The 22532-nt window shown below is 60.5% G+C and carries 23 protein-coding genes, 1 tRNA gene and 1 pseudogene; 16 read left to right on the top strand and 9 right to left on the bottom strand.

The window, feature by feature from the left end:
- Positions 1 to 60: 60 nt before the first annotated feature.
- The gene (locus G9X64_RS27895) at positions 61 to 786 is read right to left on the bottom strand and encodes a 3-keto-5-aminohexanoate cleavage protein (RefSeq protein ID WP_171377789.1); all 726 of its coding nucleotides are present in this window, start codon (positions 784 to 786) and stop codon (positions 61 to 63) included.
- A gap of 697 nt (positions 787 to 1483) precedes the next feature.
- Between G9X64_RS27895 and G9X64_RS27900 the strand changes: the two genes are divergently transcribed.
- Complete coding sequence (locus tag G9X64_RS27900; RefSeq protein ID WP_168316966.1) at positions 1484 to 1798, top strand: hypothetical protein; 315 nt, start codon at positions 1484 to 1486, stop codon at positions 1796 to 1798.
- A 145-nt stretch (positions 1799 to 1943) separates the two neighbouring features.
- Here G9X64_RS27900 and G9X64_RS27905 read toward each other — a convergent pair.
- A tRNA-Ser gene (locus G9X64_RS27905) sits at positions 1944 to 2033 on the bottom strand.
- A 117-nt stretch (positions 2034 to 2150) separates the two neighbouring features.
- A pseudogene (locus tag G9X64_RS37165) lies at positions 2151 to 3403 on the bottom strand (GGDEF domain-containing protein).
- Positions 3404 to 3615: 212 nt separating this feature from the next.
- On the opposite strand from G9X64_RS37165, the gene G9X64_RS27915 reads away from it, so the two are divergent.
- Positions 3616 to 3942 (top strand): GYD domain-containing protein, encoded by a 327-nt coding sequence (locus G9X64_RS27915; protein ID WP_011652042.1) that lies wholly within the window; start codon positions 3616 to 3618, stop codon positions 3940 to 3942.
- 94 nt (positions 3943 to 4036) lie between these two features.
- Here G9X64_RS27915 and G9X64_RS27920 read toward each other — a convergent pair whose 3' ends face one another.
- Both G9X64_RS27920 and G9X64_RS27925 read right to left on the bottom strand, forming a co-directional pair.
- Positions 4037 to 4240 (bottom strand): hypothetical protein, encoded by a 204-nt coding sequence (locus G9X64_RS27920; protein ID WP_168311306.1) that lies wholly within the window; start codon positions 4238 to 4240, stop codon positions 4037 to 4039.
- A gap of 115 nt (positions 4241 to 4355) precedes the next feature.
- Entirely contained in the window at positions 4356 to 4862 is a 507-nt protein-coding gene (locus tag G9X64_RS27925) for a hypothetical protein (RefSeq protein ID WP_171377790.1), read from the bottom strand.
- 396 nt (positions 4863 to 5258) lie between these two features.
- Here G9X64_RS27925 and G9X64_RS27930 point away from each other — a divergent pair, with 396 nt between their 5' ends.
- The 4 genes from G9X64_RS27930 (at position 5259) to G9X64_RS27945 (ending at position 9473) form a co-directional block, all read left to right on the top strand.
- Positions 5259 to 6365, top strand: a complete 1107-nt coding sequence (locus G9X64_RS27930; protein ID WP_171377791.1) for a septal ring lytic transglycosylase RlpA family protein — start codon at positions 5259 to 5261, stop codon at positions 6363 to 6365.
- Between the two features lie 71 nt (positions 6366 to 6436).
- Positions 6437 to 7627, top strand: coding sequence for a D-alanyl-D-alanine carboxypeptidase family protein (locus G9X64_RS27935; protein WP_171377792.1), 1191 nt, complete (start codon positions 6437 to 6439; stop codon positions 7625 to 7627).
- Between the two features lie 131 nt (positions 7628 to 7758).
- The gene (gene tmk / locus G9X64_RS27940) at positions 7759 to 8439 is read left to right on the top strand and encodes a dTMP kinase (RefSeq protein WP_168311302.1); all 681 of its coding nucleotides are present in this window, start codon (positions 7759 to 7761) and stop codon (positions 8437 to 8439) included.
- An 8-nt stretch (positions 8440 to 8447) separates the two neighbouring features.
- A complete protein-coding gene (locus G9X64_RS27945; RefSeq protein WP_171377793.1) occupies positions 8448 to 9473 on the top strand; it encodes a DNA polymerase III subunit delta' in 1026 nt (341 codons plus the stop codon).
- Positions 9474 to 9511: 38 nt separating this feature from the next.
- Here the strand turns inward: G9X64_RS27945 and G9X64_RS27950 are convergent, their stop codons facing one another.
- Positions 9512 to 10300, bottom strand: coding sequence for a sulfite exporter TauE/SafE family protein (locus tag G9X64_RS27950; RefSeq protein ID WP_017960508.1), 789 nt, complete (start codon positions 10298 to 10300; stop codon positions 9512 to 9514).
- 235 nt (positions 10301 to 10535) lie between these two features.
- Between G9X64_RS27950 and metG the strand changes: the two genes are divergently transcribed.
- The 3 genes from metG to G9X64_RS27965 are packed head-to-tail and all read left to right on the top strand — an operon-like array spanning position 10536 to position 13695.
- A complete protein-coding gene (gene metG / locus G9X64_RS27955) occupies positions 10536 to 12086 on the top strand; it encodes a methionine--tRNA ligase (protein WP_171377794.1) in 1551 nt (516 codons plus the stop codon).
- A gap of 3 nt (positions 12087 to 12089) precedes the next feature.
- Positions 12090 to 12872, top strand: a complete 783-nt coding sequence (locus tag G9X64_RS27960; RefSeq protein WP_171377795.1) for a TatD family hydrolase — start codon at positions 12090 to 12092, stop codon at positions 12870 to 12872.
- 4 nt (positions 12873 to 12876) lie between these two features.
- Positions 12877 to 13695: an MBL fold metallo-hydrolase gene (locus tag G9X64_RS27965; protein WP_163880044.1), complete on the top strand. Its 819-nt coding sequence runs from the start codon at positions 12877 to 12879 to the stop codon at positions 13693 to 13695.
- Here the strand turns inward: G9X64_RS27965 and G9X64_RS27970 are convergent.
- Complete coding sequence (locus G9X64_RS27970) at positions 13692 to 14318, bottom strand: TerC family protein (RefSeq protein WP_168316962.1); 627 nt, start codon at positions 14316 to 14318, stop codon at positions 13692 to 13694. The genes G9X64_RS27965 and G9X64_RS27970 overlap by 4 nt on opposite strands.
- A 272-nt stretch (positions 14319 to 14590) precedes the next feature.
- Between G9X64_RS27970 and G9X64_RS27975 the strand changes: the two genes are divergently transcribed.
- Positions 14591 to 15268, top strand: coding sequence for a hypothetical protein (locus tag G9X64_RS27975; RefSeq protein ID WP_171377796.1), 678 nt, complete (start codon positions 14591 to 14593; stop codon positions 15266 to 15268).
- Between the two features lie 66 nt (positions 15269 to 15334).
- Positions 15335 to 15712, top strand: a complete 378-nt coding sequence (locus G9X64_RS27980) for a hypothetical protein (RefSeq protein ID WP_168316960.1) — start codon at positions 15335 to 15337, stop codon at positions 15710 to 15712.
- A gap of 61 nt (positions 15713 to 15773) precedes the next feature.
- Here the strand turns inward: G9X64_RS27980 and G9X64_RS27985 are convergent, their stop codons facing one another.
- Complete coding sequence (locus G9X64_RS27985; RefSeq protein ID WP_171377809.1) at positions 15774 to 17036, bottom strand: MgtC/SapB family protein; 1263 nt, start codon at positions 17034 to 17036, stop codon at positions 15774 to 15776.
- A 261-nt stretch (positions 17037 to 17297) separates the two neighbouring features.
- On the opposite strand from G9X64_RS27985, the gene G9X64_RS27990 reads away from it, so the two are divergent.
- Entirely contained in the window at positions 17298 to 18119 is an 822-nt protein-coding gene (locus G9X64_RS27990) for a universal stress protein (protein ID WP_171377797.1), read from the top strand.
- Positions 18120 to 18265: 146 nt separating this feature from the next.
- Here the strand turns inward: G9X64_RS27990 and G9X64_RS27995 are convergent, their stop codons facing one another.
- On the bottom strand, positions 18266 to 18790 hold the full coding sequence (locus tag G9X64_RS27995) for a PAS domain-containing protein (RefSeq protein ID WP_168311294.1): 525 nt from the start codon (positions 18788 to 18790) through the stop codon (positions 18266 to 18268).
- A gap of 300 nt (positions 18791 to 19090) precedes the next feature.
- On the opposite strand from G9X64_RS27995, the gene G9X64_RS28000 reads away from it, so the two are divergent.
- The 4 genes from G9X64_RS28000 (at position 19091) to G9X64_RS28015 (ending at position 22430) form a co-directional block, all read left to right on the top strand.
- Positions 19091 to 19870 (top strand): LamB/YcsF family protein, encoded by a 780-nt coding sequence (locus tag G9X64_RS28000; RefSeq protein ID WP_171377798.1) that lies wholly within the window; start codon positions 19091 to 19093, stop codon positions 19868 to 19870.
- A 108-nt stretch (positions 19871 to 19978) separates the two neighbouring features.
- A complete protein-coding gene (locus G9X64_RS28005; RefSeq protein WP_171377799.1) occupies positions 19979 to 20686 on the top strand; it encodes a 5-oxoprolinase subunit B family protein in 708 nt (235 codons plus the stop codon).
- Positions 20674 to 21630: a 5-oxoprolinase subunit C family protein gene (locus G9X64_RS28010; protein ID WP_168311292.1), complete on the top strand. Its 957-nt coding sequence runs from the start codon at positions 20674 to 20676 to the stop codon at positions 21628 to 21630. Before G9X64_RS28005 ends, G9X64_RS28010 begins: the two co-directional genes overlap by 13 nt.
- A gap of 110 nt (positions 21631 to 21740) precedes the next feature.
- A complete protein-coding gene (locus tag G9X64_RS28015; RefSeq protein ID WP_171377800.1) occupies positions 21741 to 22430 on the top strand; it encodes a DUF599 domain-containing protein in 690 nt (229 codons plus the stop codon).
- The last annotated feature ends 102 nt before the right edge of the window (positions 22431 to 22532 follow it).

Here is a 22532-nt window from a genome sequence, read left to right on the forward strand (position 1 = left end):
TGACGGCCGATGGCGCCGAAGGAGATTCCGCACTGCCGCCCGGCCGCCGACACATCGGGATCAGTTCGATTGGCCACGGAAGATCGCAACGGCCGCAGTGACCAGCGCGGCATTGTCGTTCGCAATCGTCCCATCCGGGAGGTGCTTGCCATCTTCCAGACCGATACGGGTGGAGTAGCGCCGCTCGCGCGCCAACCTGACGAAGGGCCAGACGGTGTCGTCGAAACCGTGCAGAAGAATGGGTCGATTGACCCGGCTATCCCAAAGTACCCTGATAATGCCGTCCGCGATATCGCATGCGCGCTGCAAATCCTGTTCGTCATCGAGCTCGATTAGCACGCGAAAGACCCGCTCACGATCATCGAGGCCGATGTAGCGCTCCGCATCGGCGACCGATGCCAGCCCGACTTCGATGCCGACACCCTTCTGCCGCAGCAGCTGCATGACATCGGGCGCATCGTCTTCGGACAGGTTCACCGAGGCATAATCCGGCAGGACACGCCAGCGGCGGATGGCTTCCCGCGTTTTCTCGCGATCGCTCTCGATCCAGGCGCCCGTGGAGACGCCGATCAGCGTTCCCGGACAAGCCCGGCGGATCGCGCCCACCGTCTCATCGACAGCGGCAAGGCTCTCCTTGCCATCGGCTTCGCGCGGATGAACGTGGAGCTCCGCAGCGCCGGCAGCAACCGAAGCCGTGGCATCACGCACCATGGCATCGATCGTCAGCGGAAGGAGGGGATGGAAATCGCTCGGCCGCGCGCCGTTGATGCAGGCTTGAACGATCATAAAAGGAGCCTCGCACTTGTTGGACCGCTTGAGACACCGGGTATACCAGATTGGAAATCTGAAGACCTAGGGTGCTGCTGACAAAGTCATTTCCCTTGCCGTTGCAGCCCCAATAATATCATCTCAGTCGAGATAGGCGACTGCTGCTCTCGTACTTGCGGACGCCGACCAGAGGACGGCCACGTGATCTCGTGGCAGCGACGTGACGTCAATCTGCCGCCCGACCCCATTCTTAAGTTAATGGCGGTCGCGTCCTGTTGCTGCCTGTACATCATCTCATCGTCAACGCAAGGGAGGCGGCGTGAAACTCATCTCTTGCCTCAGGGAACGCCAACCTTCTTGAGGTACCAAACCGCAATTTTCGGAAAACGACGGATGGCGGAAGGGTCGCGAACTCTACGACATCGAAATTCTTAGCTCAGCTCACGGCAGGCAGCATCGCTTTGGCGTGCAAGCGTTGCAACGAAGAGCGCGCGGCATGGACTGGCTCCTGTACACGAGCGACCGCCGCGGAGAGATCTGGGAATTAATCGAATGTGCGCCGCCCTGTGCGCATCGGCGTGGGTCGTAGACCTGCGTTAGCCCGCTGCCGAGCCACACCAGCGGCGCGCCGGCCGGTGTTTTCTGGGATACTTGCAGCCGTTCATCGGAGGTTAATGCTTATTAACCCAGAATCGCAGCCTGAAAGGATGCGCCGATGAAGATGCTTTTTTCCTCACTTGCAGCCATGATCTTGTCTGCATCTTTCGCCCTGCCGCTGAACGCCGCGCCGATCGTCGTGCCGAACGCAGTACATATGCACACCCCCGACGTCGAGCAGGTCAAACACCGTCGCCACGGTAATGGACATGCGTATGGCCACCGGAAGAAACACCGCTACGCTTACCGCGACTGTCGGTACTACGGCTCGTGCTATCGTCCGCGGTATTACGGCAGTCGCGACTATTACGGCTATCGCGACCATTACTCCTATCGTCGTCGGTCAGGTGTGACCGTGTATTTCGATTTTTAGCCGGCAGTGCCACTGAAACCAACCTTGGTGCTCAACAGATGAGCCGCCAGCCTCATCAGCCTGGCGGCTTTCATACTAGAAGGGGGGATACGACAAGCGTGCATTCTCGAAAAAGCGGAAATTGTGCAACAAAATCAATATAAGATGGCGGAAGAGGTGGGATTCGAACCCACGGTACGGTTTCCCGCACGCCGGTTTTCAAGACCGGTTCCTTAAACCACTCGGACACTCTTCCATCTGATTGAAAAGGTTGAGACATCAACATTCTGTCGATTTCTACCAACCGGCCATTGCTACCGATTTGCGACCCAATCACTCGATGGCTGGCTTTTTAGCAGCTTTGGTAGCAGCGTCAACTTGCTCTGCAGCATTTGCCAGCATCTTCGCCATGACGTGCGACTAGCTCGAGAGAGCCGACCTTCCGTTGTTCTTCGCCTGCACGAGCCGGTAGCGGTTCCGGCGCAAGGACGCTGCAGGTCAACCCGACGCTGCTGAACAACTCAACCCTGTTGCGACCCTTGTTTTTGGCAATGTAGAGCGCCTGATCTGCACGCTTCTGGACGTCTTGTTCGGTTAGACCCGCTTCCCAAAGTGCCACACCTGCACTGACGGAAGGGGTGACCTGATTTCCTTCGAAGACAAGCTCAGGGCGTTGACAGCCTCGCGTATCCGCTCAGCGAACGCAAAAGCGGAGGCTGCCGTTTGGCCGCGAAAAAAGAGGCTGAACTCCTCGCCGCCCAACCGACCTAGCACGCAGGAAGCGGGGGCACTCTGAGCAATCGTCCGAGCAACATTTATGAGAACGACATCACCTTTGTCATGTCCGTACATATCGTTAACACGCTTGAAAAAGTCGATATCGATGAGGGCGAAGGCGTCCCCGGGGCCGAGGCTTTTCGGAAGGGAATTGAAGAAATGCTGCCGGTTGGGAATGCCGGTCAGCATATCGGTATTTGCAAGTCTTATAAGCTTCTCTTCGGCTCTTTCCTGCACGACAACGAGCACGAACAGAGCGACTGCGAAATGACAGATGATCAGCAGAAAGAATGCGTAGCGCGGGGGAAGAGGCGCATCATTCGGAAAGATGAAACCAATGACGACCAAAGCCGAGAGAGACGTCGCCAGCCAAATGGATGCGGAAAGGCCGAGCCGCCCGGTAAGACGCTCGTGGAAGAAGTCGCGGGCGATCACGAAACCTGACAAGGCAAGCAGGATGGTGGCGCTGCCATTGAACACCGATGCTCTCAATCCATTGTCCAAATACCATGGCGTGATCGCCGCACTCAGCGTCAGGACGACGGGCAGGAGCAATGGCCACCAGTCTCGTAGAGAGTTTTGACGCCGGCTGAGGCCGAAAAGACCAACCGTCATCAGCCCGTAACCGTTGGCGCCCAGCGAAAAACTCCAGAACGTCCTGGCATTGGCGGACATGTGAAGGCTCTCGTCCCAACCTGCCAGCGTTGAGGCGATCGCGAGCAAAGTAAAACCAACGGCAAGCACGCCGAGCCCGGGCGTCGCTCCGGAGCGCCACCTCACGTAGAAGAAGCAGATCGCTCCGACGATGAAGGAAGACTTGTGTAGAAGCAGGACTGTCGCAAGATCCATTGCCGGAACCCGATGTGAGATGAGAAGCGGAGTCGGAATAACTGCTAAAATCTACTTTTCGATGAACGCCGCAAGATCTTCTGACGGCGAAACTCGCTGTTCTTCTGGGCATTGCGACCGAGATCGTTGGAAGCCCGTTCCACACATTGGAAATGACTCGCGTTCTCCCCGGCTTGAGCGTTAACTGCGTGTTCTGGCGGAGGAAACAAACCATGGCCATGTATCTCACACGCTTTAGCTATACGCCCGAGACCTGGGCGCGGATGATCGAAAACCCCGAGGATCGCCGAGAGGCGGCACGTAGTTACATTGAATCCGTGGGCGGAAAGCTCCACGGGTTCTGGTACGCCTTCGGCGAGCATGACGGTTGGAATCTGTGGGAGGCGCCTGATAACGTATCGATGGCGGCTGTAGCACTTGCTATCGGTGCAGGAGGCGCGCTCAGCTCCATGGAAACCACTGTCCTCCTCAGCGTCGAGGATACGATCGAGGCCTTGGAAAAGGCGAAGTCGATTCGCTATCGTCCACCGGCGGCATAGACGGCCCACGGCTTCCCACCATGTCGAAGATGAGCGCTTGGCGCTCATCGTTCCCGGCGCAAGCTCTGTGAATTGCGCCGGCGACATAAGAGATTTAGCTTCCGTCAGATCCGAGGCCCTTCGGGCCGTTGAGCTGTTTCATATCCTCGCCGAGCGATCGAACCGCCTCCATCGTCACGGCGAGGGCCGACATCAGGATTGCAATGTCGTTATCTTTATCCGGCTGGGCAAGCGCGCGAGATCGGGCATGCAACTGCTGGCTGATCGTGTCGAGCTGAGTCAGGGTTTCATCGTTCATGGTGATCCTCCAAAGGTCTAAACCTTCAAAGCCCGTGGCCGACAATTCGTTCCCATACAGCCACGAAGCGTCAAATACGCGACCCGCGTTGCATCACATCTATCGGCGACGCTACCTAGCCATTCGGCTTGCGCAAGGGCGGAAGCCGCAGGTAGGGATTTTGGGGATCGTAGGTTCCCTTCGGCTCACCCTTGCCGGGCTTGACCAGATTGGGCACCAGCTTTCCCTCCCGCCCGAACATATAGTCGATGCCGGCGCATAGGTGGGCGAGGGAGCGGTAGTTGAAATATTTGAACCAGTCGTTGGCGAGGAAGGCGGCCTCGTCCCATGTCTTTCCGCGGAGGCGGTCATATCCGGCCCGGTGCAGATAGGCTTCGCCTGTTCTCCTGTCGATGGCGGCGTCGAGGCAAAGGTTGCCGGCGATCAGCGACAGCCTGAGCACCTTGAGGGTTTCGGCATCCTTGTTCGGTAAGGGTTTCAAGGCCTCGGCCAGATAAAAATTCGTCTTGGGATCATTGGTCATCGTCTTGCGCCAATAGGCGGGGAAATCTTCCGCGGCGGCGACTGCTGATGAGCTGGATACCACCACCAGCAAGATCAAGCTTTTGAAAATTCTGTCCATTCTTAAGCCCTCAACCCGCGTCGAGAGTGCATAGCGTCATATCGCGGGGATAGGCAAGCTAGTGACGCGCCGCCGCTCCTCAAATACGCGCAGGCCGTGTTCCAATATGGAGCTTTGGGGCGTCCGGAAGCACCCCAGATGTTCACCATATGCCTCGCATCGGCACGATGATTTCGGGCCTCATTGCGGCGGCGGAAGGGCAGGCGGAAGTGGCTTTTGTTAGTGATTTATAAACCATAATCATTAGAATTGTCGCTATCGCTCCGAAATCGTTCGTAAATTTGCCACGAACTTAGCAAGATTAAAGCCTCGTTAGGCGGGCGGGAATAAGGCGCTATTGCCCCAGGATGGGGCAGGGTTCCTTAACCATAACGATCTTTGAGCGGCGTGGGGCATATGAAACTGGATTACGGGGCGGCGTCTTTCGCAACGACAGCACGGTGGCTGGCGATCTCGGCGATGTGTGCGACGGTTGCGGCTTGCGGCACGACGCAGGCGGTGCCGAAGAAAAAAGCCCACGGCAAAGAATATTTCTCCGAATCCGAATATGGTGTGAAGGCGAGCCCGCGGGTCGCGACCGGCAACAATATCCCGAAGGGCGGCGGCCGCTATATCGTCGGCAACCCTTACGAGGTGAAGGGCAAGTGGTATTATCCGAAGGAAGATTTCTCTTATAACAAGGTCGGCGTCGCCTCGTGGTATGGCTCGGCCTTTCATGGGCGCCTGACGGCGAATGGCGAAGTTTACGACCAGATGCATCTTTCCGCCGCACATCCGACCTTCCCGCTGCCGAGCTATGCGCGCGTTACCAATCTCGAAAGCGGTTCTTCCGTCATCGTGCGCGTCAACGATCGCGGACCCTATCATGAAGGCCGCATCATCGATCTTTCCAACAAGACGGCCGACATGCTGGATCTGCAGCACAGCGGCACCGGCAAGGTGCGCGTGCAATATGTCGGCCGCGCCCGCATGGACGGCCACGACATGCCCTATCTGATGGCCTCATACGCGCCGAAGGGCAGCCGCATTCCCGGCGTCAATCCGGAAGGCCAGATCGCAACCGGCGTGATGGTCGCCTCCAACAGCCGAAAGATCACCCGCGACCAACTTCAGAGTTCGGAAGACTACGAGACGCCGGCCAACGTGCCGGTGCCAAGGTCGGCAACTTCCTATGCCGGCTCGACGCCGAGCGCCCGCAACAATGCGGCAGCCGCCGCAGCACCCGCTCTGGCACCGGCTGCCCATGTTCTGGTCGCGCCATCGGCGCCGACCTTCAACAACGGCGCGCAGGCCATGGACCACATGGTCGTGCTGCCGGAGATCGGTCCGATGCCCTATGAGCGGCCCCAGAATTCGCTGGCGCTCGGCTACCAGAACGAAGAGGTGAAGACAGTGACCGTCAATCTCGCCTTCGACGCGGTCATGGTGCGCAATGATGGGCTAACCCAAGAGTCCATCCTTGCCTCGGCCAAGCGCCAGCAGGCAAAGTTCGCCGCGCGCTGAGCATGGCATTGCATCGGATTCTCCACCGCTCTAACCTCCCGACACACGCCGCTCCATAAGTGGAAATTGCGATGTTGAAGCCCGCGCTTCGCCTGCTTGCATGCCTGATGCTGTTCGCCACCGGAGCCTTTGCAGCCGATGGCGGTGCCGGCTTCGCCACCAAGGCGGCGCAGGCCTATATGATCGAGGCTACCACCGGCACGGTGCTTCTCGCCAAGAACGAGGATCAGAGCTTTTCGCCGGCTTCGCTTGCCAAGCTGATGACGATGGATCTGGTCTTCGAGGCGCTGACCAAGGGCCAGATCACGCTCGATACCGACTATCCCGTTTCCGAATATGCCTGGCGGACGGGCGGGGCCCCGTCGCGGACGGCAACGATGTTTGCCAGCCTCAAATCGCGCGTGCGCGTCGAGGACCTTATCAAGGGCGTCGCCATCCAGGGCGCCAATGACAGCTGTATCATCCTCGCAGAGGGCATGGCCGGAAGCGAGCAGCAATTTGCCGTGTCGATGACGCGGCGTGCCCGCGAACTCGGCATGGAGAAGGCCGAGTTCGGCAATTCCACCGGTCTTCCCGATGGCAAGAGCAAGGTGACCGCACGCGAGATGGTGACGCTTGCCGCCGCTCTTCAACAATCCTATCCGAACCTTTATCCCTATTTCGCGCAACCGGATTTTGAGTGGAACAAGATCTTCCAGCGCAACCGCAATCCGCTGCTCGGACTCGATCTCGGCGCCGATGGGCTGGCGACGGGCTTTACCGAGGGCGAGGGGTATTCGATCGTCGCTTCGGTGCAGCGCGACGGCAAGCGGCTGTTTGTTGCGCTTGCTGGCATCGCTTCCGACAAGGAGCGGACGGAGGAGGCCAAGCGGGTGCTCGAATGGGGGCTGACGGCCTTCGAGAATCGGCAGATCTTCGGCGAGAAGGAAGTGATCGGCGCCGCCAGCGTCTATGGCGGCACGGCGCGCACCGTCGATCTCGTCGCCAAGGCGCCGGTCAGCGTCTATATTCCGATCAGCAATCCCGACCGGCTGTCGGCGCGCATCATCTATCGCTGGCCGCTGACGGCGCCGGTCAAGCCGGATACGCAGGCAGGCACGCTGAGGATTTTCGCCGGCAGCCGGCTGCTCAGGGAAGTGCCGCTCTATACCGTGCAGGCAGTCGGCGAGGGCTCGCTCAGCAGCCGGGCGGTCGACGCCATGCTGGAACTCGGCGAATCGCTGTTTTTCTCCTGGCTCTGGGACAAGCCCGCGCCCGTCTGACGAGCTGTTTTCAATGCAATTTGCCGGAAAAGGTGAATATGTCGCCGCGGCGAAAGGTTTTCCTCCCTGACATCTTCGGATAGATAGAAGGAGCGGGGCGCGTGCGGCGCCTGGAATGCGGGAAGTTGTCATTGTCATCCGGTACGGGATTGTTCGTTACGTTTGAAGGCGGGGAAGGCGCTGGGAAATCCACGCAGATCCGCCGCCTCGCCGAGGCGTTGAAAGGCGAAGGTCACGACGTGCTGGTGACGCGCGAACCAGGCGGATCGCCTGGCGCCGAAGCCGTGCGCCATGTGCTATTGTCAGGGGCAGCCGAAGCCTTCGGCACGCGGATGGAGGCGATCCTCTTTGCCGCGGCTCGCAACGACCATGTCGAAGAGGTGATCCGGCCGGCCCTTACCGCCGGCAAGGTCGTGCTCTGCGATCGCTTCATGGATTCCTCCCGCGTCTACCAGGGCATCACCGGCAATCTCGAGCCCGATTTCATCGAGACGCTGCAGCGCATCGCCATCAACGGCGTCATGCCGGATTGTACCGTGATCCTCGACATCCCCGCCAAGGTCGGACTGGAGCGGGCGCAGAAGCGCGCCGCGGCCGATGGTCCCGATCGCTTCGAGAAGGAGCGGTTGGAAACGCACGAGAAACGGCGCGAGGCCTTTCTCGATATCGCCGCTCGTGAGCCGGAGCGCTGCCACGTGGTCAATGCCATGCAGACGGAAGAAGCGATTGCCGCCGAGATCCTGGCGATCGTCAAGCAGCTGCTGTCTCCTGCAGGCCGTGCCCGAATGCCGGAAGCCGCTCACCATGAGTGAGGCCCATCATGAGTGAAGGGCGGCCCGGACTGCTCGATGGCGCCATCTGGCCGGGGGAAAATACCAGGCTGTTCGGCCATGAGGAGGCGGAAGCCTTCCTTGCGCAATCCTATCGCTCCGGCAAGGGCCATCACGCCGTCCTGATCGAAGGGCCGGAGGGCATCGGCAAGGCGACGCTCGCCTTCCGATTCGCCAATCACGTGCTCTCGCATCCCGATCCCGCGACAGCGCCGGAGACGATCGGCGATCCCGATCCTGCCTCGCCCGTCAGCCGGCAGATCGCGTCGGGCGCCTCGCACAATCTGCTGCATCTGGCCCGGCCGGTGGACGAAAAGACCGGCAAGGTGAAATCGGCGATCACAGTCGACGAGGTGCGCCGCGCCGGCAAATTTTTCTCGCAGACGTCGGGCACCGGCAACTGGCGGATCGTCATCATCGATCCGGCCGACGACATGAACCGCAATGCGGCCAATGCCATCCTGAAGATCCTGGAAGAACCGCCGAAGCGGGCGCTGTTCCTGGTGCTGTCGCATGCGCCGGGGCGGCTGCTGCCGACGATCCGCTCGCGCTGCCTGCCGCTGAAACTGGCGCCGCTCGCCGATGATGCACTCGTCGCGGCCCTTGCCCATCTCGGCATATCAGGCGAGGGCGAGGCGGTGCTTTCGGCCGCCAAGGGCAGCGTCGGCGAAGCGCTAAAACTCCTGAACTACGGCGGCGGCGAGATCATTGCCGCTTATGACGAGATGCTTTCCGCCGAGGGACCGACAGCACGCAAGGCAATGCATCGGCTGGCCGACGCGCTTTCGGGGCGGGAAAGCGACACGATCTTCGATTTCTTCGTCAGCCATGTCGGCGACGACATCATGAACCGGGCTCGCGCGGCAGCGGGCGAGGGGCAGATCGCGGCGGCGGAGCGGCTGGCGCGGCTCTATTCCGAGATCACCGAGCGGCTCACCGTTTCCGATGGCTATAACCTCGACCGCAAGCAGACGATCATCAGCATTCTCGCCGACATCAAGCAGCCGGGTCTTTAAAGCGCGTCACCGCCGACACTTTCGGCATCATGCTCTGATCAACCGGTCAGCAACTTCAATGCGACAACGGCAAGCGTGACGGCAAGGACGATGCGGATGGTGCGTTCGTGAAGCTTCGGCGCAAGAAGGCTGCCGATGATGATGCCGGGGATAGAGCCTATGAGCAGGGCAAGCAGCATCGGCCAGTCGATCTCGCCGATCAGCCAATAGCCCGTGCCGCCGATCAAGGTCAGCGGTACCGCGTGGACGATATCGGAACCGACGATCTCGCGCACATCGAGCCTGGGATAGAGGACCAGCAGGATCGTCACCCCCAGCGCGCCGGCACCGACCGAGGTCAAGGTGACGAGGACGCCGAGAACGAATCCGAGAATGACGGTGAGGGCGAGGATGGTCGTCGGTTTCGGTGGCGTTCGATCGCCGATGGCGCGCCGCGCTAGTTCGAGGATCGGGCCTCGGAAGACCAGCATGATCGCGGTCATGACGAGAAGCCAGCCGAGCGCCGTGGTGATCGTGTTGGTCACGCCGATGCTTTTGCGGTCGACGCCGGCCAGCAGCCAGAGCATCAGCAGGGCGGCCGGCAGGCTGCCGGCTGCGAGGCTGCCGACGATCTTCCAGTTGACGCGCCCATGCATGCCATGGACGGCAGTGCCTGCCGTCTTGGTAATTGCCGCGTAGAGAAGATCGGTACCGACGGCAGTGGCGGGATGGACGCCGAAGAGCAGCACCAAAAGGGGCGTCATCAGCGAACCGCCACCAACGCCGGTGATTCCGACAAGCGCGCCGACGAAGAGGCCCGAAAGCGAATAGAGCGGCTCGAATGTCAAGCAGGCGCTCCCGAGGGCGCGCGGCCACGGCCATTCCGGTAGATGAAAACTGGCACTTCGTTCTTGTCCCGCCCTCTTTCCCAAGACGGGTAGATTGGGCGAGAAGCTGAGTCAAGTTCACGCCCCCATCGTCCCGGAAATCATCGACGGCGGCGAAACTTGAGGTTTCGCTTGACGGTGACATGCGCTAAGAGCGGCTGACCATTTTTATAGAGTTAGCCGGACATTGGCCGCCATGACAGACAAGACACCCTTCTATATCACCACCGCGATTTCCTACCCTAACGGCAAGCCGCATATCGGCCATGCCTATGAGTTGATCGCGACGGATGCGATGGCGCGTTATCAGCGCCTGGATGGCAAGGATGTCTTCTTCCTGACCGGCACCGACGAACACGGCCAGAAGATGCAGCAGACGGCCCGCGCCGAGGGGATCACCGCGCAGGCGCTCGCCGATCGCAACTCCGGCGAATTCCAGGCGATGGCGACGCTGCTCAACGCCTCCAACGATGATTTCATCCGCACCACGCAGGAGCGTCATCACGAGACGTCGCGCAACATCTGGAAACTGATGGCCGACAATGGCGACATCTACAAGGACAGCTATGCCGGCTGGTATTCGGTGCGCGACGAGGCCTATTACCAGGAAAACGAGACGGAGCTGCGCGCCGACGGCGTGCGCTACGGGCCGCAAGGCACGCCGGTCGAGTGGGTGGAAGAGGCAAGCTATTTCTTCAAGCTCTCCGAATACCAGGAGAAGCTGCTTGCGCATTACGAGGAAACCCCCGATTTCATCGGCCCGGCCGAGCGCCGCAACGAGGTGATCTCCTTCGTCAAGTCCGGCCTCAAGGACCTCTCGGTCTCGCGCACGACCTTCGACTGGGGCATCAAGGTGCCGAACGATCCCGCCCACGTGATGTATGTCTGGGTCGACGCGCTGACCAACTACATCACCGCGACAGGCTATATCGAGGACAGGAACGGCCCGCGGGCGAAATACTGGCCGGCCGACGTGCACATTATCGGCAAGGACATCATCCGCTTCCATGCCGTCTACTGGCCGGCCTTCCTGATGTCGGCGAAGCTGCCGCTGCCGAAGCGGGTCTTTGCCCACGGCTTCCTGCTCAACAAGGGCGAGAAGATGTCGAAGTCGCTCGGCAACGTCGTCGATCCCGTCAATCTGGTGAACCATTTCGGCCTCGACCAGGTGCGCTATTTCTTCCTGCGCGAAGTCTCCTTCGGCCAGGACGGCAGCTACAGCGAAGAGGCGATCGGCACGCGCATCAACTCCGATCTCGCCAACGGCATCGGCAATCTCGCCAGCCGCTCGCTGTCGATGATCGTCAAGAACTGTGATGGCAAGATCCCGGAATGCGGCCCGCTCAGCGACGAGGACAAGGCGATGTTGGCCCAAGTCGATGCGCTGCACGCATCGACGCGCGAGGACATGAGCAAGCAGCAGATCCATCGGGCGCTCGCCTCGATCATTGCAGTGGTTTCCGAGACCGACCGCTATTTCGCCGGCCAGGCGCCGTGGGCGCTGAAGAAGACCGATCCGGAGCGTATGGGCACGGTGCTCTATGTCACCGCCGAAGTCGTGCGCCAGATCGCGATCCTGCTGCAGCCCTTCATGCCGGAATCATCGGCCAAGCTGCTCGATCTGGTCGCGGCACCCGAAGACAATCGCGACTTCGCCGCTCTGGGCGAGGCCGGCCGTCTCGTTGCCGGAACACCGCTCGAAGCGCCGACGCCGGTCTTCCCGCGCTACGTGGCTCCGGAGGCTTGAGCCGTGCTGATCGACACGCATTGCCATCTTGATTTCGCCGACTTCGAGGCGGAGCGGGACGAGATCGTCGCGCGCGCCCATCTGGCCGGTGTCAAGCAGATGGTGACGATCTCGACGCGGGTACGCAAGCTCGAAACGCTGCTTGCCATCACGGAGAAATATCCCTCGGTATTCTGCTCGGTCGGCACGCATCCGAACAATGCCGACGAAGAGCTGGATATCCAGACGGAAGAGCTGGTGCGTCTCGCCAATGCCCATGAGAAGGTGGTGGCGATCGGCGAGGCCGGCCTCGACTATTTCTACGACACGCAAAAGCCTGAGGACCAGCAGACAGGCTTTCGCCGGCATATTGCGGCGGCGCGCAAGACCCGGCTGCCGCTTGTCATCCACAGCCGCAGCGCCGACGAGGACATGGCTGCGATCCTGACCGAGGAAACCGGGAAAGGGGCTTTCCCCTTCATCCTCCACTGCTTCTCGGCAGGCCCGGAACTGGCGAAGACCGGCGTCGCGCTCGGCGGCTATGTCTCCTTCTCGGGCATCCTGACCTTCCCGAAGTCGGAAGAGCTGCGGGAGATCGCCAAGACGATCCCGCAGGATCGGCTGCTTGTGGAAACGGACGCGCCCTATCTGGCGCCGAAGCGCTGGCGCGGTAAGCGCAATGAGCCGTCCTATGTCGTCAACACGGCCGAAGTGCTCGCCGAGACGATCGGCCTTTCCTACGCCGAGGTCGCACGGATCACGACAGAGAACGCTTTCCAGCTGTTCTCGAAGATGCCGAGGGTCTAGCGACGTGCTCTACCGGCGGCGCTTCACCATTCTCGGCTGTTCGTCGTCACCCGGCGTGCCGCGCATTACCGGCGACTGGGGCGCCTGCAATCCCGACAATCCGAAGAACCGGCGGACGCGGGCCGCCTTCATGGTGCAGCAATTCGCACCGGATGGCGGTGTCACCACCGTCGTCATAGACACGGGACCGGATTTTCGCGAACAGATGATCAGGGCAGGGGCCGACCATGTCGATGCAGTGCTCTACAGCCATCCGCATGCCGATCATATTCATGGCATCGACGATCTGCGCGGCTATTTTCACAATACGCGCCGCCGGGTGCCGATCTTTGCCGACCAATTTACCATGGATAGGCTGCGGGAAGCTTTCGGCTATTGCCTGGAAACGCCGCCGGGCAGCAATTATCCGCCGATCGTGCTGCCGATCGTCATCGAAAACCTCGACGCGCCCGTGGAAATCCATGGTCCCGGTGGAACGATCGCCTTCCATCCGCATATCCAGCAGCACGGGGATATTCACTCGCTCGGCTTCCGGATCGGCGATGTGGCTTATTGCAGCGATATCAGCGATTTTCCGCCTCAGACCGTCGAGAAACTTCAAAATCTCGACATGTTGATCATCGACGCGCTGCAATATACCTATCACCCGAGCCACCTGTCGCTGGAACAGTCGCTCGATTGGATCGGCCGGCTGAAGCCGAAACAGGCGATACTCACCCATATGCACACGCCGCTCGATTACGACGTGGTGATGGCCGAGACGCCGGACCATGTGGTGCCGGCGTATGACCAGATGAGCTTCGAGACCGAGGTCAGGCTCTAAAGCTTGAACCCGCCCGCTTGCACGTACGGCCACAGTTCGACGCCACCGCGGTGGATCATGTCGAGCGAGACGTAGAGGATGATCAGCAGGCCGACATAGGCGATCCAGCGATGGCTGCTGAGCAACCGGGCGATCAGGTTTGCGGCGATCCCCATCAACGCGATCGACAGGGCAAGACCGATGACCAGCACGCTTGGATGTTCGCGCGCAGCACCGGCAACGGCGAGCACGTTGTCGAGCGACATCGAGACGTCGGCGATGACGATCTGGGTCGCCGCCTGGAAGAAGGTCTTTTTCGGCGCGCCTTCGGCACCCACCGCCTCATGGCTCTCGCCATGGCCGGCGCGCAGCTCGCGCCACATCTTCCAGCAGACCCAGAGCAGCAGCAGGCCGCCGGCCAGCAGCAGGCCGACGATCGCCAGCAGGTAGACTGCGACGCTGGCAAAGAGAATACGCAGTACGGTCGCCGCCACGATACCGACGATAATTGCCTTGCGGCGCTGCGTCGCCTCGAGGCCGGCAGCAGCAAGACCGATAACCACGGCGTTGTCGCCGGCGAGAACGAGGTCGATAGCAATGACCTGCAGCAAAGCCGTCAGACCAGCTGCCGTAAACATGTCCATATGAATTATCCCCAATGCGTCAAAGCCGTGCTAGCGTCTCGAAGGTTTGACGTCAACCGCTGAGAGATTTCGCAAGCGGCGTAATTTGCGAGTCTGCGCGCCGAAATGGCAGGCGACGCGCCGGAGTCACCGCCGAGCCTATCGCCAATCCCATCGCCACCCCTGGAACATTCAACTCAGCCGACGGTTCTTCAAGTCAGGAAACCAGACGCCGGCCAAACGTCGGCCAAAACGCATTGGCGGCTGGATCTGCACATCGAGAGGAGAGTCCCATGGGCAACATTTACAACGATACCAACCCGGCCTTTTCAGGCCCGACAGGCGGCAGCAGTCTCGCCGCATTTTTCGACAACCGATCGGACGCCGAATCCGCCGTTTCCCGTCTCGAGGACGCAGGCGTGCCGGTCGCGAGAATAAGGCTGATGCCCGGATATGAGGCGGACGCAAAAAATGCCGGCGCAATGAGCGAAGACCGCAGCGGCTTCTTCGACGCTCTGGCAGACTTCTTCTTCCCCGACGAGGATCGTGCGGTCTATGCAGAAGGGTTGCGGCGAGGCGGCTTCCTCGTTCAGGTCAATGATATCGACGACGCGCTCTACGAGACCGTCCACGATATTCTGGACGATGAGGGCAGTATCGACATGGATGAACGCGCGGATCTCTGGTCGTTGGAGGACAGACAGCAAGGCCCATCCAATACCGGCTTTGCCGGATCGGTGCAGGGCGGCAAAGTCTCGGAAAACCTCGCCGTGTCCGAGAGTGCATTCGACGATGCGCGCCCGGTGGCAATGCGGGACACCGCGCATGGAAGCGCCAAGGTGCGTGCCTATACCTTGCCCGAGCCTGGCACCACGTCATCGGACGAAACCAATCGCCAATCCCAAGGCCAGTCCCAAACCCAATCGCAAGGTGGATCTCACCAGAGCCAGGGTTTTCGACGCGACCATTGATATCATGAGGCCCGACCGCAATGCCGGGCCTCATTTCCTCTCGCTCAGCTATTCGAGGACATGTCGATGCAATCATCCATCAACCGCCACGGCCTTCCGCCGGATCCCGACGAACTGATCGCGGAAGGTGATCCGCCTTTTGCCGATGCCGCTGAGCAGACGGCGCGTGAAAAGGCCGACGAGAGCCTGAACGCCTTGCGGCATGAGGTCAGGCTGCTGAATGCCCGCATAGGCGTGCTGCGCGAGGATGCGGAAGCGGCGCTGAAAGCCAAGGCCACATCGGTCGATGCGAGCGCCCATGTCCAGCTCGGCGACTATCCCTGGCTGAAACTTGCCGCGGCAATCGGCGCAACCTTCATTGCAGCCAGACTGGTTCGGCGTCTTCCGCTCGGCGTGCTGCTTGCGGGGTTTGCCGGTCATCTCTCGGAGGCGAGACGGCAGTGACGGATCGTCGCTAATGGTGGCTGGCTGGTGCGGGCGGCGAGATTGATACGCGAACAAGCGCTCATGCTAGAAGCAGGCCAGCAATTCCGGCAAAAGTCGCGACACCGCCTGCGATCGCGAAACGAGCCGCATAAGCGATGCTCCCCATACTAGCTGCAAGAACGGCTTTCGCAAGAAGATTGGCGAAAGCGGCCACCGCTATGGCGCGAGCGGCTGCGTCTGCAGGCACCTGGATGGATGACAGTTTCGCAACGGCAAGCGTTATCGCATCGAGATCGCCCAGTCCTGTGATGAATGAAAGGACGATCAGCGACTGAGTTCCAAAGACGATCAGGGTCATTCGCGTCAGGACTGTCACGACGGCGAGAAGGAGAGCGAAGCGCAGCACGACCATCACCTCCAGCGGGTTTCGGGGTGAAAAATCGGCGCTATCATCCGGGCGTTGCAGCAATGCGGCGAAGCCGCCAGCTATGGCGAGCGTGGCAGCAGCCGGAGCGAGTAATGGAACAAGATCCCTGAAAACAGCTGGTGCAATGACGCCGCTAATCAAAAGCACGCGGGCGAGAGAAACGGCTCCCGCCAGCATTGCTCCCGCTGAGAGGAGTGGCGAGAGGGCAGGCATCTGCTTCGACTGACGGGCGAAAGAAAGCGTCAAGGCGGTCGAGGAAACGATGCCGCCGCTGGTCCCGGTCAGCAGTATTCCGGCGCGGGCGCCGCTCAGCTTGATGAGTATATAACCGCCAAAGGAAACGGCTCCCACCAGGATCGTCATCATCCAAAGCTCGAAAGGATTGATTGTCTGCCAAGGATCAATCGGTTCGTTGGGAAGGATAGGGAGGATGACGATGGTCATCGTCAGCAGGATCAGGGCGGCCCTGAGTTCAAGCCAGGTCAATCGGCGAAGAAATCCATGCAACGGCTCCCGCGCTGCAAGAAGGACGGTTATTGCCACAGCGCTTGCGGCCGTTACCGTCATATCCGCCACTACCGCGCCAAAGCCCAGCGCAAAGACCACCAGGGCCGCAATGGTGCCGGTGGCGCTGTAATCCTCTTCTTGTTCCGCCTGCATGCGGCTGAAGAGCAGAACCGTGATGCAAAAGAATATAAAGATAGCTGTCGGCAGAATCGGCCCTGTCACAGGCTGCAGGAAACCGCAGAAACCGCCGAGGAAACTTGACAGGCCATAGGTGCGGATACCGGCTACTCTTTTGCCTGGCGCAGCCTCACGATCCCGCCAGCCGCGCTCAATGCCGACGAGAATGCCGATTGCAAGCGCCAGACTGAGGCGCTGGAATGCTTCGGTCGTTACCAATGATGTCACCATCCGATGGGGTCCAGACGCGCCGGTCGATTCATCGAAGGCCGCTGCGCCGTATATGCCATTGCTGTTCATCCGCAAGCTGCTGCTCGACGGCGTCCGGATGAGTTTGCTCCGCGCCGTGCTGATATTCAATCGCGCTCCGCACTTCATCGCTTAGCATAAATCTTCGCCGCTTCGTCCACGGTTGAGCGACCTTGATCTTTGTCAAAGCACGGCAGACACGTCTGCGCTATGATAGCTCCAATCATCGGAAGGACATCAGCCGTGAAAGCGCAATTCCACTTACCGCTGGCCACCTATCCTGACGCAAGCTCCTTCTCGCTTCTTCAGAATGCTGTTTATGTTGCCCTTCACCAAAATGCCGGTTTGACGGCCAGGATACCGCTGGTCAGGATCGAACCCGTTCAGCCGCGATTTCCATCCTTCCTTGACGTCGACAAAATGCGTGCGGAGGCGGAGCGCTTGAGTAGAGACAATGGAACCGTTCTCGGACAGACGCTCCGTGATTATGCGAAGAAAGCTGAGGTCGAGGTCGAGATCCAGCCATTCGATGTGAGGCAGCCGTTTGTCGCGCAAACTCTTGCCGAGTTGTCGCGCGCATATGATCTTTCCATTTTGGAAGCATCTGAACTGATGAGGCCGCTGATCGAGAGTGTGCTGTTTGGAAGCGGTCGACCGCTCCTGCTTTTTCCCCCGGATAATTTCAGCGGCCGGATCGATGCTGTTGCCGTAGCCTGGGATGGAGGAGCCACCGTGGCGCGGACACTGGCGGGTGCCAGGTTCTTGCTGGAACAGGCTTCGCGTGTCGTCCTGATTTCCGTCACCGATGATAAGCAGATTGACGAGCGCAGCCGAGATCACCTCGCTGCTGCGCTTCGGAAGGCTGGTCTTGCCGTCGATGTCGCAGCCGTGCAAGCGAAGGGAAGCTCACCGGCCAGCGTCATTCAAGGCGCAGCCCTGGAACGCAAGGCAGATTTGCTCGTCGCCGGCGCGTTCGGTCATTCGAGGCTGCGCGAATTCATCTTGGGAGGGGTCACACGATCGCTGTTAACCCGCCTCGAAATGCCCACTGTCCTTTGCCACTAAATGCAGTGCGCGCGGCGCGTTGCCGATGACCGCAACATCGATCACTTCCAGGAGAAGAGCGCCTCTGCGGGTGCCAAGTATCCAAGGCTCGCACAAACCATCGCCATCACGAAGATCTGATGCGACAACCAACACCTGGGAAGGAATCAATGAACCTGCACGGTGTCTGAAGGCATCGGCTTGGCAAGTTCCCTGACGATCGCTTCAAGCGCATCGGCCGTCGTCCGCAGGCCGGATGACCGGGCAATTTTCAGTGCCGCATTGCAGTGAGCGGACAATTCGTCTTGCTGGACGTGATCATTCGTCGGGAATACGATGCCCGCATATTGCGACGGGTTTCCGGATTCATCCCTGAAGCAGCGGCCGAAGGCCGCCACGGCTATGATTTGCCCGCTTCGATCAAATACCCGATAGTCACAGCGATACGGATTTCCTGTGATCACCGATTCTGAAATCGCCTTGGCCACGGATGGCTTGTCGTCCGGGTGAATCCGGTCGAGGTATCTTATGACCGGCAGCCCCGTGAGAGTCTCTTCGGGATCAAGCCCAAAGAGGTTTGCCAGCGCCGAATCCGCATAAACCTTGTCGGTCGCCAAGTCCCAGGTGAAAATACCCGGCTCTTCGGCAAAAGAAAATTCGGACGTTCCCAAAGCTCTGTTGACAAGACTCATTCCGCATCCCCGGTCTGCACGCCATGCTGCCGGGGGGTGGGCCCCCGGTTCTTGAGAGAATACGACGCGCTCGATCAATAACAGGGCGGTCGACCATTTCACCCCGATCTTAGCCGCCTTTCCATCGGACGCAACTCCAAGGACATTTCGAGGTCCCCCGCGACCGCCACACGAGCTCCTCGCATGCAGCCAGCAGCGTCGTTTTCTTGACGCGCGCGGCGAAGATGTGCTCCACCTCGGCTTCGGCGTTCCAGAAAGCGACGAAGCTGATAAGACCGGCGCGAGGGGTTGACGGACATCATGACGAAAATCGATCTCAACTCTGATCTGGGGGAGGCGTTTGGACCTTGGCGCATGGGCGACGACAAGGCGATCCTTGACGTCGTCACCAGTGCGAACATTGCATGTGGCGGGCATGCCGGAGATCCAGCGACGATGGTCGAGACGCTCGCGCTCGCAAGTGAGCGGGGTGTCGTCGCCGGGGCCCATCCGGGTTTTGCAGATCGCGAGGGCTTCGGACGACGCCTGATCCCCTTGAGCGTCCGGGAAGTGGAGCAGCTTGTCGCGACGCAGACAGGGGCGCTGATGGGAGCTGCGGCTCTGACGGGCGCCCGCGTCCGTTACATCAAACCACACGGCGCACTCGCCAATTGGGCGGCCGACGAACGGCCGGTCGCCGACGCCATCGTCCGCGCAACGCGAGCGGTCTCCCCGGAACTTGCCATACTGGCGATCTCCGGGACTGAACTGGAACATGCGGCCCGCAATGCCGGGATGACCGTCTTCAGTGAGATTTTTGCCGACCGCGGCTACCTCTCCACGGGTCGGCTCGTGCCGCGCAACCTGCCGGGAGCGATGATCGATGATCCCGCGGAGGCAGCATCGAGATTGATCGGGTACCTGTCCAGCGGCCTCATGCCGACGGTCGACGGCGTTCCGATCCCTCTCGATGCGCACTCGATCTGCGTTCATGGGGACAGCCCAGGATCGCTCGCCATGACCGTCCACGTGCGCCAGGAACTGCAAAAGGCAGGCATCGAGGTGGCACCATTCCTTCAACCGACAAAGGAAAACAGGTGATGGCCAAAGGCTATCCTATCGCCGAGGTTACCGTCACCGATCCGGAAGCCAAGGCGCTTCGGGCAGGTGCTGCGGATGCGGACTTCATGATCGAAGGCGCCGACTGATTTGTCACAGGACCCATCCGCATCGTCCGGCAGCGTGCCGAACTACCGCCCGGTGGGCGGGCACGCGGTGCTCGTCGAATTCGGCGCAACCATCGATAAACGGATCCACGATCGGGTCGTCAAGCTGGATGCCGCCTTGAAGGCGGCACCCTTTCAAGGATTCGTCGAAGCCGTTCCGGCCTATGCCAGCATTCTCGTATGCTTCGATCCGCTCGTGGCCGATCATCGCACGACGGAGGCGGCCATTGCCGAGCGTCTGGCGGCTGAGGTTCCAAAGACGATTGGAGCGATGCGCGAAGTCGAAGTCTGCTACGATCCTGATCTTGCGCCCGACCTTGCCGCCGTCGCCGAGGCAAGCGGATTGTCGCCGGAAGACGTAATATCCGCCCATCTCTCCGGCGACTACAGCGTCTTCATGTACGGCTTCGCTCCAGGCTACGCTTACCTTGCAGGCGTGCCCAAAGCCATTCAGCAGCCGAGGAAGCCGGCGCCTATTCGCGGCATCGCCGCCGGAAGCGTGCTGATCGCAGGTCCGCAGTGCCTGGTCAGCACGCTCACCATGCCGACCGGCTGGTGGATCATCGGCCGCTCGCCGACGAAGATCCTCGATGCCGCATCGAACGACCGTCCGTTCCTATTCGACGTCGGCGACGCGGTGCGCTTCCGCCGCATATCGAGGGCCGAATTCGACGCGAGGTGCCTCGCATGAGCCAAGCCATCCTTGCAATCAACTTCGCGGGTCCGCACGTCGCGGTCCAGGATAAAGGACGTCACGGATTGATGCGTTACGGCGTCCCGGCCTCCGGTCCGATGGACAGGACCTCGTTTGCAGCCGCCAACGCCGCCGTCGGCAATCCTGCCTCTCAGCCCGCAATCGAAGTCTCCATGGGCGGCCTGGTTCTCGACTGTATGTCGGGGGAGGTTACGTTCGCCGTCGCGGGAGGGGGATTCATCGTAGAGCATGCCGGCGCCAAGCGCAGCGCATGGATGGTCGCCACCTTGAGGGCCGGGGAGCGGCTGGCAATTCGTCCGGGGCATTGGGGAAGCTGGACCTATCTGGCCTTAGCCGGTCAAATCAAGGCGAAGACCTGGCTCGGCAGCATGTCGACGCACAGTCTCTCCGGCCTCGGCGGCGGGCGCCTTGCAGTCGGACAGACCATCACCGTCGCCGATCCCCAAGTACGCGACGATCGACATGGTCCGATCATATGTCCAGTCTTCGCAAGACCGCGATCCGAGCTGCGTGTGGTGGTCGGGCCACAGGATCGGTTCTTCTCGAAAGAAACCTTGTCGAATTTCCTTTCATCGCCTTTCCGCCTGAGCGACGCCTATGACCGCATGGGCGTACGCCTCCAAGGTCCGTCGCTTGCGCCAAGCGTCGCGCTGGACATGCCGTCGGAAGCGATCGTGCGGGGCTCGGTGCAGGTCGCCGGAGACGGTGTTCCCACCATTCTGCTGGCCGACCACCAGACGACCGGAGGATATCCCAAGATCGCCACGGTAGTCGATTCCGATCTGGACGCCTTCGTCCAGCTGCGCCCACGCGACCATGTCGGCTTCCTGGCCGTGACGCCGCAGCAGGCGATCGAACACATTCGGCTTCGGGCTTCGACTATGTCCCGTTACCTCGCGGCGGTCCGCGACGGACCATAGAACACCCGAATATAGGCTGATGAGCTGAAGGGCAGGGGACGATAGACGCTTGGAGCTGCCGTTAGCTCGAAGTACTGTTAAGGAAAATCCAGTTTCAGTTCGGGGGCACCATGGATTTTCTGAACGTCGCGGCGATCGTTTTTTTCCTTCTCGTCTGGGTGGCGGTCGAGCCTTTGATGGCAGCAGGGTGGCCGAGGAAGAACGATAGCCTTTCCGTAGACATGGTGCGCGTTCGCGCCGCCTGGATGCGGGAGGTCCTGACGCGCGACAACAACTTCATCGGCGACGCCGCGATCCTCGGGCACACGATCAATTCGGCATCCTTCTTCGGCTCCGCCAATCTCATCGTCATCGTTGGGCTGAGCGGCGCGCTGTTCATGGAGCCGAACTATGGATCGGGTGGCCTGATCGCGATGTTTGCGGCTCAGGATCCGGCGTGGTTTTTCCAGTGCAAGGTTCTCCTGATCATGGCGACGCTGCTGCGGGGACTATCCGATTTCATCTGGGCGGTCCGGCAGATCAACTACTGCCTGGCGGCGATCGGGGCGAGCCCCTCTCGCGATGAAGACAGGGACATCGCCGGTTGGACGAACGCCCTGACCCTGGTTTTGAACCCTGCGCTTCGATCATTCAGCGTCGGTGTCCGGTCCTACTACTTTACCGTTGCAGCCGCCTTCTGGTTCATCGGGCCAACCCCCTTCGCTATTGCGACCATCCTCAGCGTCGGCATTTTGATCTGGCGTCAATCCTGGTCGGATGCTGCAAAGGGGATGATGGCCATACGGAAGCTGCTTGACTAGAGCATGATGGCGAAAAGTGTGCGCGGTTTTCGGACGACGTCATGCTCTAACTATATAATACAGAACAGGATTCAGATTTGTGGCCGACCGGCCTAAAATCAT

This window comes from Rhizobium sophorae (assembly GCF_013087515.1).
Lineage (GTDB): Bacteria > Pseudomonadota > Alphaproteobacteria > Rhizobiales > Rhizobiaceae > Rhizobium > Rhizobium sophorae.

Bases quoted from the DNA above. Each gene is read 5' to 3' on its own strand.
- G9X64_RS27945 (WP_171377793.1), top strand. From the start codon at position 8,448: ATGAGTGAAGGGCGGCCCGGACTGCTCGATGGCGCCATCTGGCCGGGG.
- G9X64_RS27915 (WP_011652042.1), top strand. From the start codon at position 3,616: ATGGCCATGTATCTCACACGCTTTAGCTATACGCCCGAGACCTGGGCG.
- G9X64_RS27920 (WP_168311306.1), bottom strand. From the start codon at position 4,240: ATGAACGATGAAACCCTGACTCAGCTCGACACGATCAGCCAGCAGTTG.
- G9X64_RS27980 (WP_168316960.1), top strand. From the start codon at position 15,335: ATGCAATCATCCATCAACCGCCACGGCCTTCCGCCGGATCCCGACGAA.
- G9X64_RS27975 (WP_171377796.1), top strand. From the start codon at position 14,591: ATGGGCAACATTTACAACGATACCAACCCGGCCTTTTCAGGCCCGACA.
- G9X64_RS27970 (WP_168316962.1), bottom strand. From the start codon at position 14,318: ATGGACATGTTTACGGCAGCTGGTCTGACGGCTTTGCTGCAGGTCATT.
- G9X64_RS27900 (WP_168316966.1), top strand. From the start codon at position 1,484: ATGAAGATGCTTTTTTCCTCACTTGCAGCCATGATCTTGTCTGCATCT.
- G9X64_RS27985 (WP_171377809.1), bottom strand. From the start codon at position 17,036: ATGGTGACATCATTGGTAACGACCGAAGCATTCCAGCGCCTCAGTCTG.
- G9X64_RS28015 (WP_171377800.1), top strand. From the start codon at position 21,741: ATGGATTTTCTGAACGTCGCGGCGATCGTTTTTTTCCTTCTCGTCTGG.
- G9X64_RS28000 (WP_171377798.1), top strand. From the start codon at position 19,091: ATGACGAAAATCGATCTCAACTCTGATCTGGGGGAGGCGTTTGGACCT.
- metG (WP_171377794.1), top strand. From the start codon at position 10,536: ATGACAGACAAGACACCCTTCTATATCACCACCGCGATTTCCTACCCT.
- G9X64_RS27930 (WP_171377791.1), top strand. From the start codon at position 5,259: ATGAAACTGGATTACGGGGCGGCGTCTTTCGCAACGACAGCACGGTGG.
- G9X64_RS27925 (WP_171377790.1), bottom strand. From the start codon at position 4,862: ATGGACAGAATTTTCAAAAGCTTGATCTTGCTGGTGGTGGTATCCAGC.
- G9X64_RS27995 (WP_168311294.1), bottom strand. From the start codon at position 18,790: ATGAGTCTTGTCAACAGAGCTTTGGGAACGTCCGAATTTTCTTTTGCC.
- G9X64_RS27935 (WP_171377792.1), top strand. From the start codon at position 6,437: ATGTTGAAGCCCGCGCTTCGCCTGCTTGCATGCCTGATGCTGTTCGCC.
- G9X64_RS27895 (WP_171377789.1), bottom strand. From the start codon at position 786: ATGATCGTTCAAGCCTGCATCAACGGCGCGCGGCCGAGCGATTTCCAT.